This is a genomic window from Knoellia sp. AC549 (genome assembly GCF_979258975.1).
On the sequence record NZ_OZ409890.1, the window covers coordinates 1474757 to 1490873 of the forward strand.

Sequence of the window (16117 nt, forward strand, 5' to 3'; positions counted from 1 at the left end):
ATCAGTAGACCGAAGCAATGTATGCCGTCCACGCTGGAGCCGTGCCCACTCGCCACCGCCTCCTCGCCGTCCTCGTCGCCGTCCTCTGGGGCGCGAACTTCATCGCCATCCACGCCTCCCTCGAGCAGTTCCCACCCTTCTTCACCGTCGCCCTGCGCTGGTTCCCGCTGGCGCTCGCCGCCGTGCTCTTCGTGCCGAGGCCCGACGTCGCCTGGCGTTGGGTGCTCCTCTACGGACTCGGCTTCGGGGTCCTCCAGTTCGCGTTCCTCTACTGGGGCATGGCGACGGGTATGCCGGCCGGTCTCGCCTCGCTCGTCCTCCAGAGCTCAGCGCCCTTCACCGTCGTGCTCGGCGCACTGCTCGGCGAGCACCTGTCACGTCGTCGTGGCCTGGGCGTCCTCATCGCCATCGCGGGCCTGGGAGTCGTCGGCTCCCAGCGCGGCGACGTCTCGGCGGTGTGGCCGTTCGTCCTCACCGTGCTCGGAGGCCTGGGCTGGGCCTTCGGCAACCTCGCCGTGCGCCGCGCCCGCACGACGCAGCCCTTCCGCCTCACGATGTGGATGAGCGTCGTGCCACCACTGCCCATGCTCGGGCTGAGCCTCGTCGTCGAGGGTCCGGACCGGATCCTCGGCTCCCTCACCTCAGCAAGCACGTCCGTGGGCGGAGCCGCCGTGGTCGGGCTGCTCTACACCAGCCTCGTGGCGACCGTGGTGGGCACGGGGATCTGGTCCTGGCTCATGGCCCGCCACCCGGCGGGCACCGTCGCGCCGTTCTCGATGCTCGTGCCCGTCACTGGGCTGACCGCGGCCTGGGTGGTCCTCGGCGAACGCCCGAGCGCGCTCGAGTGGCTCGGGTGCGCCGTCGTCGTCGTGGGCGTCCTCATCACCGCAGGGGCGGGTCCCACGCTCCCCGTGGGCCGGCATACGCCGACCTCCGCGAGCGGTCAGTCGCGAGAGAAGGCGGCCGTGACCTCGAGCAGCCGGTCGTTGGCCTCACGCTCGGCGATGGTCGCGCGCACCCCGTCCGTGCCGTAGGGCCGGACGGTGAGGCCCGCAGCCTGGCAGGCGGCAGCGAACTCGGCCGTGCGCTCACCCAACGGGAACCACACAAAGTTGGCGTCGGTGTCCGGGAGCTCCCAGCCCTGACGCTCCAGCTCGGCGACGACCCTGGCCCGCTCCGTGACGAGCTCCTTGACCCGGACGTCGAGCTCGTCGAACGCCTCGAGCGAGGCGATCGCCGCCACCTGGGCGAGGGAGTTCACACCAAACGGGATCGCCGCCTTGCGCAAGGCCTCGGCCACGGGCTCGTGCGCCACGGCATACCCGATCCGCAGCCCCGCGAGGCCATAGGCCTTCGAGAAGGTGCGCAGCACGGCGACGTTGGGTCGCGCCCGGTGGATCGCGAGCGCATCGGGAGCATCGTCGCTCGTGACGAACTCGAGGTAGGCCTCGTCGAGCACGACGAGGACGTCGTCCGGCACGCGGTCGAGGAAGGCCTCGAGCTCCGCGGTCCGCACGCTGGGACCGGTCGGGTTGTTGGGCGTGCACACGAGGACGACCTTGGTGCGGTCGGTGATCGCGTCGGCCATGGCATCGAGGTCGTGACGTGCCTCGCTGGTGAGCGGAACCTGGACCGAGGTGGCGCCGGCGAGGGCGACGAGGATCGGGTAGGCCTCGAAGCTGCGCCATGCGAAGACGACCTCGTCGCCGGGGTCGCAGAACGCGGTGATGATCTGGCCCAGGACGCCGACGCTGCCCGGCCCGGTCGCGACGCGCGCGACCGGCACGTCGAGCCGCTGCGCGATCGCCTCGGTCAGCGCGGCGACCCCCATGTCGGGGTAGCGGTTCATCTGTCCCGCCTGCTCGCGCACGACGTCGAGGACGGACGGCAGCGGGGGGTAGGGGTTCTCGTTGGAGGAGATCTTGTATGCCGTGATGCCGGCCTGTGCTTCCGCCGGCCGCCCCGCGACGTAGGCCGGAACCGCGTCGAGCGCCTCCCGGAGACGGACGCGGGCGGGGGTCTGCGATTCCCCGTGGGAGGTCGAGGGAGTGCCGTCGGTCATGCCCGTCACTGTAGAGGCCCCCGTGCGCCCCGACACGCTCGCCACATCCGGCACACGGGGCCGCCGCAGGGCCCGTTCGTGGGACCATGACCCCGTGCAGAACTTCCTGATCCGAGTCCTCATCAACGCCGTCGCCCTCTGGGCGGCCGCCGGCCTCCTCGACGGCATCAGCTTCGGCACCGAGGACGAGTGGACCAAGAAGGTCGTGACGATCGTGCTCGTCGCACTCGTCTTCGGCCTCGTCAACGCCGTCATCCGGCCCATCGCCAAGGTCCTGTCGTTCCCGGTGATCGTGCTGACGTTGGGGCTGTTCACGTTCATCGTCAACGCGTTCATGCTGCAGATCACCGAGTGGATCGCCGACCCCATCGGGCTGGCGTTCACGATCGACGAGTTCTTCTGGGACGCCGTCCTCGGCGCGGTCATCATCACTGTCGTGTCCTGGCTGCTCAGCGTCGTCCTGCCCGACGGCGACGACGACTGAGGCCCGCCGCCCAGACTGCTGGCGCCTGACGCGCCGACCTCGACGACCCGCGCACCGATCGGTGCGCGGGTCGTCGCCTGTGCCCCTTGCGGCTTGAGTCGGGTTGGTCTACTACGCGCTGTCGTATTACTATCGGTTGTAGTAGATCTTCGAACCTCAGGGACGCAACCCGCAGGAGAGCCATGGAGCCCGTCGACCTCGCGCGATGGCAGTTCGCGATCACCACCGTCTACCACTTCCTCTTCGTGCCGGTGACGATCGGACTGTCCTTCGTCGTCGCTGTCACCCACGTCGCGTGGGTGCGGACCCGCCGGCCCGAGTGGCTGCGCCTCACCAAGTTCCTGGGCAAGCTCTTCACGATCAACTTCGCGCTCGGTCTCGTCACCGGCATCGTCCAGGAGTTCCAGTTCGGGATGAGCTGGTCGGACTACTCCCGCTTCATCGGTGACATCTTCGGAGCGCCGCTGGCCCTCGAGGCCCTGCTCGCGTTCTTCGTCGAGTCGACGTTCCTCGGCCTGTGGATCTTCGGGTGGGGGCGCATCCCGGAGAAGCTGCACGCGGCGACGATGTGGGTCGTCCACGTGGGCACGCTGCTCTCGGCCTACTTCATCCTCGCGGCGAACTCCTTCATGCAGAACCCCGTCGGCTTCCGCTACAACCCGGAGTCCGGGCGCGCCGAGATGAGTGACTTCCTCGCGATCCTGCTCAACAAGGTCCAGCTCGTGGCCTTCCCCCACGTCATCACCTCGGCCTACATGGTCGGCGGGGCCGTGGTCATGGGCGTGGGCGTCTGGCTCTGGCGGCGCGCCGCTGCGACCAGGGCCAGCGACGCAGGCGACGTCCCGATGTATCGCAAGGCCACCCGCCTCGGCGCCGTCCTCACCCTCGTCGCCAGCCTCGGCGTCGTCGTCACCGGTGACGTGCAGGGCAAGATCATGACCGAGGTCCAGCCGATGAAGATGGCTGCCGCGGAGGCGCTCTACGAGTCGGAGACCGGCGCCGGGTTCTCGATCCTGACCATCGGTTCGCTCGACGGCACCGAGGAGGTCTTGGCGATCAAGGTGCCCAAGGTCCTCGCCTTCATGGCGACGGGCGACCCCAATGGTCGTGTCGAGGGCATCAACGAGATCAAGGCACGCAACGCCGAGATGGTCGCCGGCATCGAACGCACCTACGGCCCTGAGGTCGCAGCCGTCGCGTCCGACAGCGATGCGGACTACACCCCCAACGTGCCACTCGCCTACTGGACCTTCCGCCTCATGATGGGCCTCGGCTTCGCGTCCATGGGGCTTTCGCTGCTGTTGCTGTGGATGACCCGCGGGTCGTCCCGGGCCCCGACGTCGCGGTGGTGGCTGTGGGCCGCGGTCGCTGCGCCGCTGCTGCCCTTGTTCGCCAACAGCTTCGGATGGATCTTCACCGAGACCGGCCGACAGCCGTGGCTCGTCAACGGGCTGATGACGACCGCCTTCGGCGTCTCACCATCGATGTCCGTGGCCGAGATCTGGACGTCGATGACCGTCTTCACCCTGCTGTATGCCGGGCTCGCCGTCGTCGAGGTGCGTCTCTTCCTGCGGTATGTCGCCCACGGTGCGGAGCCCTTCCACGAGCCGGACGCCGCGCCCGCCGAGGACGCACCACTGCAGTTCTCCTACTGACGAGAGAGGTTCGACATGGACTACCACTTCATCTGGTTCATCCTCATCGGGGTGCTGTGGACCGGCTACCTCGTCCTCGAGGGCTTCGACTTCGGGGTCGGCGCGCTCCTGCCCGTTCTCGGTCGCCGACCTCACGTCGGCACCGGGGCGGACGACGCCGACAAGCGCCGCCGCGTCATGCTTACGACGATCGGCCCCCACTGGGACGGCAACGAGGTCTGGCTCATCACCGCCGCCGGCGCGACCTTCGCCGCGTTCCCCCACTGGTACGCCTCGATGTTCTCGGCCTTCTACCTCCCGCTCCTGGCTCTGCTCCTCGCCCTGATCGTCCGCAACATGGGCCTGGAGTACCGCCACAAGCGCGACGACGAGAGCTGGCGCCGACGCTGGGACGCGGCCATCATCGGCGGCTCCGTGGCCGCGCCCTTCCTCGTCGGGCTCTCGCTCACCAACCTGGTGCGCGGGGTCCCTCTCGACGCCGACTTCGAGTTCGTCGGCTCGCTCGGGACCCTGCTCAACCTGCCGAGCCTGCTCGGGGGTGCCGCCTTCGTGGCGCTGTCGGTGACACACGGAGCCTTCTTCCTCGCCCTCAAGACCGATGGAGGCCTGCGCGCAGAGGCCACCCGGGCTGCGTCTCGATCAGGCGTGGTGGCAGCGGTCCTCGTGATCGCACTGCTCGGCTGGCTCCTCGGTATCGACGGCACGGGACCAGTCCTCGCGTTGGCCGCCCTGGCCGGGGCCGCCCTCGTCGGCGGGCTCGCGGCGAGCCGGGCAGGGCGCGAACGACTCGCCTTTGCCGGCACGACCCTGGCCTGGGCCGGCATCTCCGCGGCCTACTTCGTCGCGCTCCACCCAGCAGTGATGCCCTCGACGCTGCCCGGCGGTGCCTCCCTCACCATCGAGAACGCTGCGAGCACTCCCATGACGCTGCAGATCATGTCGGTCGCCGCCCTGCTCTTCACGCCGATCGTCCTCCTCTACACGGCCTGGACCTACTGGGTCTTCCGGCGACGGCTCTCGACCCACCACCTGGGCGCACCCGCCCTCGTGAAGTGAGCGGACGGCATACGCGCATGAAGCCCTTCGACCCTCGACTGCTCCGGATGGCGCCGGCCCTTCGGCGCCCGGTGACGACCCTGGCCGTCGTCGCGGCCGGCCAGGGCGCTGCCGCGATCGGACTGGGTGTGGCCCTCGCTCGACTGGTGACCGACCTTGTCGCACAGGGCACCTGGCAGCGCAGCGCGATGTGGGTCGCGGGCGCGTTCGTCGTGCGGGCAGCACTGGCGGTGCTCGTCGAGCGAGTCGGCGCCAGCACGGCGACTGCGGTCAGCTCGGCCCTTCGGCAGCAGCTGCTCGCACGCTGGTTGAGCGCGCCGGCCGAGGCGCGACCCGAGGCGGAGCAGGCGTCGACCCTCGCCGTGCAGGGAGCCGCCGCCGTCGAACCGTATGCCGCCCGCTACCTCCCGGCCCTCGTCGCCGGCGCCGTCGTGCCCGTGGTCGCCGTCGCCGCACTTGTGGTCGTCGACCCGCTCAGTGCAGTCATCGTCGTCGTGACGTTGCCTCTGCTGCCGCTCTTCGCCGCTCTCATCGGCAGGACGACGCAGGACGACACGATGAGTCGCTGGCGGGCGCTCGAACAGCTCGCCGGGCACTTCGGTGACGTCATGCGCGGGCTGCCGACGCTCGTGGCGTTCGGGCGCGCCCGTCGGCAGGTCGACGTCGTCCGGGCGGTGTCCGAGCAGCACCGGGCGGCGACGATGCGCACTCTGAGGCTGGCGTTCCTGTCCTCTGCTGCGCTGGAGCTGCTGGCGACGATCTCGGTCGCCATCGTCGCGGTGTCGGTCGGCCTGCGGCTCACCCACGGATCCATGACGCTGCAGGCCGGTCTGCTCGCCATCCTCCTTGCGCCCGAGGCCTACTGGCCGATCCGTCGGGTCGGGGCCGAGTTCCACGCCGCCGCCGACGGCGCCACCGCCATCGACGACATCCTCGCCGAGCTCTCCGCCCACCCGTCGGTTTCCCACCCAATTCCCCCGAAACCCACGGACGGTGCTCGTGAGACTCGGGGGAATTGGGTGAGAAACCCACCACTCGTGGGCGGAGGTGTGGCGGCGGAGGGGCTGTCCTATGCGTATCCCGGGTCGGAGGAGGTGCTCGTGCTCGATGGGGTGACGCTGACCGCGGGGATCGGACTCACGGTGGTCACCGGTGAGTCCGGGGTCGGGAAGTCGACGCTGCTCGACCTCGTCGCCGGGGTGCGAACGCCGACTGCGGGCACGGTCTCGACCGGGCGCGTGCACTACGTGGCCCAGCGGCCGTTCCTGCCCGACGGCACGATCGAGGAGGCGCTGCGACTCGGCACCCATGCCGACCTCACCGGTCAGCAGCTGTGGGCGGCGCTGCGCCGGGTCGGTCTCGACGAGTTCGTCGCCTCGCTCCCCGACGGGCTCGGGACGCACCTGGGAGACGACGGCTTCGGGCTCTCGGCCGGCCAGCGCCTCCGGCTGGGTCTGGCCCGGGCCGCGCTCTCCGACGCACCCGTCCTCCTCCTCGACGAGCCGACCGCCCACCTCGACGCGGTCGGCACCCGGCTCGTCATCGACCTCGTCCGTGAGCTGGCGGCCGACCGTTGCGTCGTCGCCGTGTCCCACGCGGTCGAGCTGATCTCGGCCGCAGATCACCACCTGCGCCTCGGGCACGCGCTGGCCGAGGCGACGTCATGACCGTCCTGGGGCAGCGGACGGCACGCCGGCCCGACGCGCTCGCCGGACTGTGGGGAGGGCTCGCGCTGACCTCTGGCGTCGCACTCACCGCGACCTCCGGCTGGCTCATCGTGCGCGCCGCCGAGCGCCCCGTCATCCTCACCCTGCTCACGGCCATCGTCGGCGTGCGCGCCTTCGGCATGGCGCGTCCTCTCTTCCGTCACCTCGAGCGGCTTCGCTCGCACGACTCCGCCCTCGCGGACCTCGCGACGGCCCGGACGGAGGTGTATGCCGCCCTCATCCCGCTGACTCCGGCTCGCCTCGGCCGCCGCTCGCGCAGTGCCGTGCTCACCGGTGTCGTCGACGACCTCACCGACGTCGTCGAGTCCCACGTGCGGGTGCGGGTCCCCGTGCTCTCGGCCGGTGTCGCGGCCCTCTTCGCCGTCCTCCTCACCGGGACCCTCGAGCCGGGGGCTGGAGTCCTCGTCGCGGCCTGGTCGGCATTCGTCGTCCTGCTCGCCCGCTGGAGCCTGGCCCTCGAACGCCAGGCGCAGCCCCTTCTCGGAGCGGCCCGCGCGGAGGTGAGCCGAGCCGCCGAGCTCGTGGCACGGCATACGCCACAGCTGCAGGCCATCGGAGCGGCAGGTGACGTGCTCACTCGACTCGATGCGGCGCACGCCGACCTTGCCCGGGCCTTGCGCCGGCAGAGCCGTGGACGGGCGCTGGTCACGGGCGGCGTGCTCGCCCTCACCGGGGTCGCCACCGTGGTCATGGCCGTGATCGCCAGCCGGGCCGGACTGTCCAGCGCCGTCATGGCTCTCCTCGTCGTCGTCCCCGCGGCCCTGGCCGACACCGCGCTGCCCTTCGCCGACGCCGTGCGGGCCCAGGCGCGGGCCGAGCAGAGTCGGGCGGGAGTCGAGGCCCTGCTCGACCAGACCGCCGCGGTGGCCGACGTTGGCCGGGGACAGCCGTCCTTCGCCGCGCCGCACCTGCGTCTCGTGGGTGTCGCGGCAGGATGGGTCGAGGGTCGAGTGGACGTCGGACCGGTGGATCTCGACCTAGCGCCCGGGCGTCGGGTGGGAGTGGTCGGCGCCAACGGGTCCGGCAAGTCCACGCTCCTCGCCGTCCTCGCGCGGGCCCTCGACCCAGCATCGGGTCGATACCTCATCGACGGGCGGGATGTCACCGACCTCGTGGCCGACGCAGTGCGCGAGCTGCTGGCCGTGGTCGACGACGAGCCACACGTCTTCGCGGCTGACCTGCGTGCGAACCTCGTTCTCGCGCAGCCGGACGCGAGCGATCAGGACCTCGTCGACGCGCTGCGGGTCTGCGGGCTCGAGAGCTGGTTCTGCGCCCTGCCTGACGGGCTGGGCACTCGGCTCGGATCGGGCGGGCAAGGGGTCTCAGGTGGCGAGCGGGCCCGGCTCGCGCTCGCCCGGGCGGTCCTGTCACGACGTCCCGTGGTCCTCCTCGACGAGCCCGTGGCCCACCTCGACCACGCCACGGCGACGAGTGTCATGCGTGACGTCTGGGCCGCCACGTCCGGGCGTACCGTGGTCGTCGTCAGCCATCGTCACGAGGGCCTCGACGCCGTCGACCAGGTCATCGAACTCACGCCCACCCGCAAGGACTGAAGCCGTGCCTGCCACGCCCTCCACGCCCTCCACGCCCTCCACGCCCTCCACGCCCTCAACGCCATCGGCTCCCCGCCTCGGCGACCTCGAGCGCGCCGTCATGGAGCAGCTCTGGGAGTCGTCGGGACGGCGGCCCGAGGGAGCGAGCGTGCGCGACGTGCTCGAGGCGCTGCCGGCGGACCGCTCCCTCGCCTACACGACCGTGATGACCGTGCTCGACCGCCTGTCCAAGAAGGGTCTGGTCACCCGCGAGCGCGACGGCCGAGCCTGGCGCTACACCCCGGCCGGCACCCGCGAGTCGCTCACCGCCGAGACGATGAGGGCCTCGCTCGGGGACGCGAATGACCGACGGGCAACCCTGCTGCACTTCCTCGACGGCGCCACGCCGGAGGAGCTCGACGACCTGCGCGCGGCACTGTCCGAGGTCGAGCAGCGGCGCGCCTGAGGCCTCGGCGCACGTGTACGCCCTCCTCCTCGCCGGCCTTGCCGTCGTCCTCGCCGGAGTCGCTCCGCGAGTCATGGCGCGCCTCGTCGCCTTCCGCCGTGCGCCGCGGCCGGCCCTCGTGGCATGGCAGGCGGTCTCGCTCTCGGCGGTGCTCGCGGCCCTCTTCGCCGCCCCGGCGGCACTGGGCTATCTCGACGACACGACGTACGGCTGGATCGCCTGCAGCAGCCAGGCCGATGACTGCGCCACTACGATCTGGTGGCTGGGGAACAGACGCTGGATCATCCTCGGGACCGCGGCTGCGTTGACTCTCCTGGTGCTCGGCCGGCTGATGCTGTCCGGACACCGCATCGGAACTCGCCTCCGAGCCGCCCGGACCCGCCACCGCGATCTCGTCGACGTGCTCGCCGAGCCCGACGACGGCGGGCGAGCGGACGGCATACGCGTCCTCGACCACGCGACACCGACGGCCTACTGCCTGCCCGGCCGCGGGTCGCGGGTCGTCCTCACCCAGGGCGCCCTGGCTGCGTTGCCGACCGACGAGCTCGAGGCTGTGCTCGCCCACGAGCGCGCCCATCTCCGTGGCCGGCACGACCTCCTCATCGAGTACTTCACGGTCCTGCACCACTCGGTGCCCGGGCCGGTGCGCTCACCCGAGGCGTTGCGCGAGGTGCGCCTCCTCGTGGAGGCGCTGGCCGACCGCGCGGCAGTGCGCTCCTCAGGTCCGGTCACCACCGCTCGGGCGCTTCTGACTCTCGCGCAGGGCCAGGCGCCCGAGGCGAGTCTCGGAGTCGCGGGCGACGGAACCACTGCTGCCCGCATGCGCCTGCTTGCCGAACCTGCGCTCGCCGCACCCGTGGTCGTCCTCATGTACCTGTATGCCGGTGCCGTCGTCACGCTGCCGATGGTCCTGCTCTGGCTGGCCTGGCGCTGACCGGTGCTGACCGCCGAGCACCGTCGGGCGTTGGCTCCGCGCGCGACGTCGTAGGTCACGTGGAAGGCGGGCGGACGGCATACCGGGTCTCGGTGGTCTGCGCCGGGCCCAGCGGTTCAGCGCTGCCGACTCCACCACCTCGACATGGACGACCGGTGGTGCAGGCGACGCCTCGTTCGACCGGACCTGTGCCGAGGTCCACGCGGCGGTGCCGGGCGGCATCGAACACGTGCGGGCATCCATCCAGAAGCGTTAAGCAGTTGTTCCAGGTGCTGCAGGGCCCGATGCTGCTCATATGGATGCCCTGGAGCGAGCCCGGCGCGACGCGGCCGACGGCCGCGCGTGGAAGGCCCGCGACCGCTTGACCGGGCTCCTGGCGCACAGACCGGACGCAACGGTCGCCGACGAGCTTGCCCAGATTCACCAGACCATGCACGACCTGCCGGCCGCAGGAGCGTTGTGGTTCGTCACTGGACGAAGTGACGTGGTGGCTCAGGAGGCGGTCAAAGCATGGCGGGAACAGCACGGCGATGCCGCCGCCCAGTGGCGCACGATTCCCGGACCGTTGCGCGAGAGCTTCGCTTCCGAACCCCACCTGGCGCTGCTGCATGCAGACGCACGAAGTTCCGAACGGGAGAGCATCAAGCGCCACCAGCGCAAGCAGTCTGGCCTGTCGACGACTGGTCCCGACGGCATGGAGCGCTTCTGGGACATCGCCATCCCCACACTGTTGATGGGTCTTGCCCTGTCCCTGGTCGCCATCATGGGCATCGGACTGTGGACGGTGCGGGAGTGGCTCGTCCGATGACCAGCGCGACGGTCAGATCTCGTCGGGATCCAGCGCCTGGCCGAGGATGACGTCGAGCACGATGTGGTCGTCGACCGTCCCACCCAGGACACCGTCCGGGATGACGTCGTCGAACTCGACGAGGTAGCAGAGCGCGGCAAGGGTCATGCGCCGTCGAGCCATGAGGGCGGCCGAGTCGTCCCCGACGCTGGCGGGCCCGCTCAGCCAGTCCACGGCCCGGGCGATGCGCCCGGCAAGCGGTGCGAGTCGCGGGTCGTTCTCGACGCGTCGCACCCGGACGAGGTCGAGCAGCTCCTCCAGCAGCAACGGGTCCGTGTCGAGCCGGTCGGCGAAGCGTCGGCTCCTCATGAAGTGCTCCGAGTGCAGCAGCCGTCGCACTGCCTCGGTGCGCGCCGGCGCGGACTCGCTGGGCGCGGGGGTGGAGGGGGACACCTGGGAAGTCTAGGTCCGCGTGGCTGGGCCACCGCCGCTGCCGGACGCGTCAGCGGCGTCGTCCAGTCGCCGGCGGTCGTCCGGGTTGAGGACGCCCATGGGCATCCGCCCCGATGCACGCGCTGCGAGGTCGACGCGTTGGTTCCGCCAGACGTAGTAGAGGGCTCCGACTCCCACCACCGCGAGCGCGATGGCGATCCATCGTCTGGTGTCGCCGGGGTCGGTGCCGAGGAGAAGCGCCGGAACGACGAAGGCCAGGGGCAGCCCGAGCGCCAGGACTCGCGCCGCCGCAACGTTGCGCGCGCGGTGCTCTCGGCTCCCACTCATGCCCTGTTCTCTCATGAACTGGTCAGGCTCACGGAAGGCCGTGATCGGCAGCACCAGGAAGACCGCCACGACGAGCCCCGCCACTCCCGCCATGGCCACGCCACCCAAGGTCAGGTCGAGGGCCAACGCCGTGAACAGTGACTCGTCCTCGAGCGGGAACCAGTAGTGGCCCTCGTACACCTCATCGGGTCGCTGGTAGGCGCGGACTCGATCCGCAAAGACCGGCAGGTGGACGACGAGCAGCTGCAGCAACCCGATCGGGAGGGCGGTGACGACCGGCACCACCATGCTGCGGAGCAGTGCGGGGACTGCGACACCGAAGTCCTCGTCGCGGCGCCACACCGACTGCAGCACGGCCCAGGCCGTCACCGGCACACCGATGTAGAGGACGACCCCACCCACCAGATCCAGGTCGCCCCGGTAGTCAGCGGCCACGATCCACAGCCCGGGCACGCTCAGGACGGCGCAGGCTCCGAACAGGATCCAGGCCGAGCGACCCATCAGCCGGCGCAGGAACGGATCCCTCGCCGAGGTCACCGCCAGGGTCTGGCGAGGTTCGGCCGGGACGGCCAACAGCGCCTCCACCGCGTCGATCGCCTTGTCGGAGCTCTCGCCAGCGCTCTGCGACACGGCACGCACCGACGCCGTGCTCCGCGCCATGAGCAGGAGGAGGACGACCGCCGCCACCATCACGGTCACGACCACCCCCGTTGCGCCGAGGTAGGCGAAGTCCACCGGGTTTGCGATCCCGCTCCGGACGCGTGGGAGGGCACTGCCCCGGATGCCGAAGCTCTGCGCGACCTCCCTGACCAGCACCAGGGCGACAGCGCCGGTCACGAGCACCACGGCCCCCAGAACGAAGTCCATGGCCCGAGGGCCGCGCGGCGGATCCCGCCACGACCACGCGATGCGGCCGATCCACACGAGGGCGGCCACCTGCAGGATCATCGCCACGACGAAGGGAACCGACGACCCGTAGGAAGCAACTGCCAGCGTCAGGACCGGCCCGAAGGCAGCAAGCAGGCACCACGCCAGGACGGCGATCAGCAGACCACGCGTGGCAGCGCGTGGCACGTCCGGCTTGGTGCTCATGTGCCCCCTCCACTCCTCCAGTCCCCGGCAGCTCGAAGCAAGTGTCACAGGTCTGGGGATGCTGAGAGGGCGAACGTCTTCGGAGTGTCAGACAGGAGGGCACCGGGGTCGGCACCGTCCGCGTCGATGGGAGAATGGCCGCATGGGCTCCTTCGCTGACGTCACTCCTCCCATCGCGCTCGGCGCCCTCGACGGTCGCTATCGCAGCGCCGTGGCGCCCCTCGTCGACCACCTGTCCGAGCCGGCGCTCAACCGGCAGCGCGTACACGTCGAGATCGAGTGGCTCATCCACCTCACCGACCGCCACGTCGTCCCGGGCGTGCGCGCGCTCACCGACGACGAGAAGGCGAGCCTGCGCCGCATCGTCGAGGACTTCGGTCCTGACGAGATCGCCGAGCTGGGGCAGACCGAGAAGGTCACCCAGCACGACGTCAAGGCGGTCGAGTACTTCCTCAAGAAGCGCCTCGCCGAGATCGCCCCGACCGAGTCCGACAAGGGGCTGGCCGAGCTCATCCACTTCTGCTGCACGAGCGAGGACATCAACAACCTGTCCTACGCGCTCATGGTGCAGGGCGCCGTCGAGGACGTCTGGCTGCCGCGCGCGAACGCCCTCGTCGAGGCGGTGTCGACCATGGCCTCCGACCTGCGCGCGGTGCCGCTCCTCTCACACACCCACGGCCAGCCGGCGACGCCCTCCACCCTGGGCAAGGAGCTCGCCGTCCTCGCCTGGCGCCTGCAGCGTCAGCTTCGGCGCATCGAGGACGCCGAGTTCCTCGGCAAGCTCAACGGCGCGACCGGCACGTATGGCGCCCACGTCGCCGCCGTGCCCGAGGCCGACTGGGAGGACATCAGCGAGAGCTTCGTCGAGGGCCTCGGTCTCACCTGGAACCCGTTGACCACCCAGATCGAGAGCCACGACTGGCAGGCCGAGCTCTATGCCGACATCGCCCGCTTCAACCGCGTGCTGCACAACCTGTGCACCGACGTCTGGACCTACATCTCGATGGGCTACTTCGCGCAGGTCCGCGGCCAGGGCACGGTCGGCAGCAGCACCATGCCGCACAAGGTCAACCCCATCCGGTTCGAGAACGCCGAGGCCAACCTCGAGGTCAGCAACGCCCTCCTCGACGTCCTCGCCTCGACGCTCGTGCAGTCCCGCCTCCAGCGTGACCTCACCGACTCCTCGATGCAGCGCAACATCGGTGTCGCCTTCGGCCACTCGCTGCTGGCGCTCGACAACGCCACCCGGGGCCTCGCTGGTCTCGACGCCGTTCCCGAAGCCATGGAGCGCGACCTCGACGGCAACTGGGAGGTCCTCGGCGAACCGATCCAGTCGGCCATGCGTGCCCTTGGCGCCCAGGGGGTGCCCGGCATGGAGGAGCCCTACGAGCGGCTCAAGGAGCTCACGCGTGGCCGCCGTATCGGCCAGCCGGAGCTCGTCGAGTTCGTCAAGGGTCTGGGCCTTCCTGCCGAGGTGGAGCAGCGCCTCGCCGCGATGACCCCCCAGACCTACGTCGGCATCGCCCCCACCCTGGTCGACCACCTCGACTGACGAGCTCGCGCAAAAACGGTTCGCGAACCAGACTGGTGTTCGTGAACCGGATCGATCCGGTTCACGAGTCCCGTGGTGGTTCGCGAACCATGTCGGGTATGCCGCTCGCTCGCCTCAGGCGGCCCTGTGCAGCTCGCGCCGAACCCGACTGACGATCCGCTCCGGATGCCGTAGGTCCGCCCACGTGATCCTGATGATGCGATAGCCGGCCTCCCGCAGACGATCCTCACGAGCCTTCTCCCTCGCGAGCTCGAGCTTTCCGTCGGCGCCTTCGTACTTCACCAGACCGTCGAACTCGACGACGATGTTGGTGCCCACGAGGAAGTCCACCCGTCCGATGTCCCCCGCCGCGTCCGTCAGCACGACTTGGGATCGCACCGTCAAGCCTGCAGCACACAGAATGAGTCGGGTCCGCGACTCCCCGGGCGACTCGGCCCTGGCGTCGGCTGCCCCGACAGCGGCTCGTGCCTGTGCGATTCCGTAGCGGGCGCCCCTCAGCGTCAGCGCTCTCATCAGCTGGTCGCGGGTCGTGAGCCCTCGGCGCAAGGCCGCGTCCATGGCGACCACACCTGCCTCGATGCCACTCGCCGCAGCGGTCAGGACGCACGCCGCGCCGACCGGGATGGCGGGTACCTGCGTCTTCGCCGCCAGCTCGACATGCTCTGGCGTCACCACGTGGACATGAAGTCCGGGCCTCACCTTGCTCGCCTTGACCACCGCTGCGACATCGATGACCTCGAGGTCGACCCCATAGAGCGGGAGACCGTGCATCGCCAACGCCGCGTGGTGGGATGCGAGCCATCCGTGATGCATCAGCAACAACCCCCGGAGGGTCAGGCAGTACCGCTCGTGAGGGCCCGCATCATTCCATCGGTCGAGAGTCACGAACACGCCCGGGCGGAGTCGATGCACCGTTCCGGCGGCCACCGCAGATCTCATCAGGTTCGGCGAGACATGGGATGCGGCTGCGTGCGCACGGGTGATGAGTCCGTCATGTTCGCGGGCGATTCGCGCGAGCTGGGGATGAAGGCTGGTCATGCTCCGAGGCTGCCCGGTTCCGACTCGGCCGCCGAAAGGTTGTCCACAGGTGACGCTGGCGCGGGCGGACGGCATACCCACGCGGTTGGTTCGCGAACCGGGTTGGTGTCCGCGAACCCGATCGATCCGGTCCACGAGGAACGTCGTGGTTCGCGAGCTCCTCGCGCTGACTCACCTGGACAACGAGGAGCCCCGCCGGACCGTGGTCGCAGGCGGGGCTCTTCGGTTATGCCGTGGGGCTTAAGTCAGACGGTGACCGGACCCGAGGGGGTCTCGAAGGTCACCGACAGGATGCCGGGCGTGCCGCGGGGCGCCACGAAGTTGAAGTCGACGTCGGCGGGCACGTAGTCCTCGTCGACACCGACCCAGTCGCGCACCCGGTTGGGGTCGCCGGCGATCTCCACCGAACGCAACGCCACCTGCGTGGAGCCCACGCCCGACGGGTGCTGCGTGCCCTGCGCCCACTCGACGAAGAAGGGGAGCTGGGGGTCGGACTGGAGGCCCTTGACGCCCAGCTGCTTCCAGCGGAGCTCGACACCGTCGGGTCGGTGGCGGTTGCCCGTGACCGAGTCGCGACCGAGCCGCTGCTCCTGCTTGGAGATGTCCTCGACGCTCACGACCCAGCCGAGCCAGCCACCGCCGGCCGCGGAGCGGGCACGCACGACCTGCCCGAAGGGGGCCTTGTCGGACGCGGGGTGGTCGAGCACCTCGACGACCTCGAGATAACGGTCACCGAGGAGCGGAAGGATGACGTTGCGCGTCCCGAACCGCGGATGCACACCCCCGTCGACGGCAGCGACCCCGAGCTGGGCGGCCAGACGTTCGGCCGTGGCTCGCGCCCCGTCGTTCTCTGCGGCATAGACAACATGGTCGACTCGCATGCCGATAATCGTGACACACCTCAGGGGGTGCTCCTGACACGGGTGTGACTGACGGGGAAGCAGTGACTCCC

15 protein-coding genes are annotated in these 16117 nt (G+C 70.3%); 10 read left to right on the plus strand and 5 right to left on the minus strand.

From position 1 onward, the window contains the following. Positions 1 to 41: 41 nt before the first annotated feature. Entirely contained in the window at positions 42 to 1034 is a 993-nt protein-coding gene (locus ACZZ98_RS07085) for an EamA family transporter (RefSeq protein ID WP_463515572.1), read from the plus strand. Here the strand turns inward: ACZZ98_RS07085 and hisC are convergent. Further along, the gene (gene hisC / locus ACZZ98_RS07090; RefSeq protein WP_463515573.1) at positions 944 to 2062 is read right to left on the minus strand and encodes a histidinol-phosphate transaminase; all 1119 of its coding nucleotides are present in this window, start codon (positions 2060 to 2062) and stop codon (positions 944 to 946) included. The genes ACZZ98_RS07085 and hisC overlap by 91 nt on opposite strands. 94 nt (positions 2063 to 2156) lie before the next feature. Here hisC and ACZZ98_RS07095 point away from each other — a divergent pair, with 94 nt between their 5' ends. From ACZZ98_RS07095 to ACZZ98_RS07130, 8 genes are all read left to right on the plus strand, one after another. Next, complete coding sequence (locus tag ACZZ98_RS07095; RefSeq protein WP_463515574.1) at positions 2157 to 2546, plus strand: phage holin family protein; 390 nt, start codon at positions 2157 to 2159, stop codon at positions 2544 to 2546. Between the two features lie 182 nt (positions 2547 to 2728). Then, complete coding sequence (locus ACZZ98_RS07100; protein WP_463515575.1) at positions 2729 to 4201, plus strand: cytochrome ubiquinol oxidase subunit I; 1473 nt, start codon at positions 2729 to 2731, stop codon at positions 4199 to 4201. A 15-nt stretch (positions 4202 to 4216) separates the two neighbouring features. Continuing rightward, the gene (gene cydB / locus ACZZ98_RS07105; protein ID WP_463515576.1) at positions 4217 to 5257 is read left to right on the plus strand and encodes a cytochrome d ubiquinol oxidase subunit II; all 1041 of its coding nucleotides are present in this window, start codon (positions 4217 to 4219) and stop codon (positions 5255 to 5257) included. A gap of 17 nt (positions 5258 to 5274) precedes the next feature. Next, the gene (gene cydD / locus ACZZ98_RS07110) at positions 5275 to 6924 is read left to right on the plus strand and encodes a thiol reductant ABC exporter subunit CydD (RefSeq protein WP_463515577.1); all 1650 of its coding nucleotides are present in this window, start codon (positions 5275 to 5277) and stop codon (positions 6922 to 6924) included. After that, the gene (gene cydC / locus ACZZ98_RS07115; protein WP_463515578.1) at positions 6921 to 8537 is read left to right on the plus strand and encodes a thiol reductant ABC exporter subunit CydC; all 1617 of its coding nucleotides are present in this window, start codon (positions 6921 to 6923) and stop codon (positions 8535 to 8537) included. The genes cydD and cydC overlap by 4 nt, the downstream gene beginning before the upstream one ends. Before the next feature lie 4 nt (positions 8538 to 8541). Further along, entirely contained in the window at positions 8542 to 8982 is a 441-nt protein-coding gene (locus ACZZ98_RS07120; RefSeq protein ID WP_463515579.1) for a BlaI/MecI/CopY family transcriptional regulator, read from the plus strand. Between the two features lie 13 nt (positions 8983 to 8995). Next, positions 8996 to 9916 carry a M56 family metallopeptidase gene (locus tag ACZZ98_RS07125; protein ID WP_463515580.1) on the plus strand — a complete coding sequence of 307 codons (921 nt, stop codon included), beginning with the start codon at positions 8996 to 8998 and terminating at the stop codon, positions 9914 to 9916. A gap of 295 nt (positions 9917 to 10211) precedes the next feature. After that, positions 10212 to 10724, plus strand: a complete 513-nt coding sequence (locus ACZZ98_RS07130) for a DUF6584 family protein (protein WP_463515581.1) — start codon at positions 10212 to 10214, stop codon at positions 10722 to 10724. A gap of 12 nt (positions 10725 to 10736) precedes the next feature. Here ACZZ98_RS07130 and ACZZ98_RS07135 read toward each other — a convergent pair whose 3' ends face one another. Beyond that, positions 10737 to 11156 carry a hypothetical protein gene (locus ACZZ98_RS07135; protein WP_463515582.1) on the minus strand — a complete coding sequence of 140 codons (420 nt, stop codon included), beginning with the start codon at positions 11154 to 11156 and terminating at the stop codon, positions 10737 to 10739. Between the two features lie 9 nt (positions 11157 to 11165). Beyond that, positions 11166 to 12575, minus strand: coding sequence for a hypothetical protein (locus tag ACZZ98_RS07140; protein WP_463515583.1), 1410 nt, complete (start codon positions 12573 to 12575; stop codon positions 11166 to 11168). Positions 12576 to 12717: 142 nt separating this feature from the next. Between ACZZ98_RS07140 and purB the strand changes: the two genes are divergently transcribed. Then, positions 12718 to 14127: an adenylosuccinate lyase gene (gene purB / locus ACZZ98_RS07145; RefSeq protein ID WP_463515584.1), complete on the plus strand. Its 1410-nt coding sequence runs from the start codon at positions 12718 to 12720 to the stop codon at positions 14125 to 14127. A 114-nt stretch (positions 14128 to 14241) separates the two neighbouring features. Here the strand turns inward: purB and ACZZ98_RS07150 are convergent, their stop codons facing one another. Further along, positions 14242 to 14898 carry a hypothetical protein gene (locus tag ACZZ98_RS07150; RefSeq protein WP_463515585.1) on the minus strand — a complete coding sequence of 219 codons (657 nt, stop codon included), beginning with the start codon at positions 14896 to 14898 and terminating at the stop codon, positions 14242 to 14244. A 512-nt stretch (positions 14899 to 15410) separates the two neighbouring features. Next, positions 15411 to 16046 (minus strand): VOC family protein, encoded by a 636-nt coding sequence (locus tag ACZZ98_RS07155; protein ID WP_463515586.1) that lies wholly within the window; start codon positions 16044 to 16046, stop codon positions 15411 to 15413. Between the last annotated feature and the right edge of the window lie 71 nt (positions 16047 to 16117).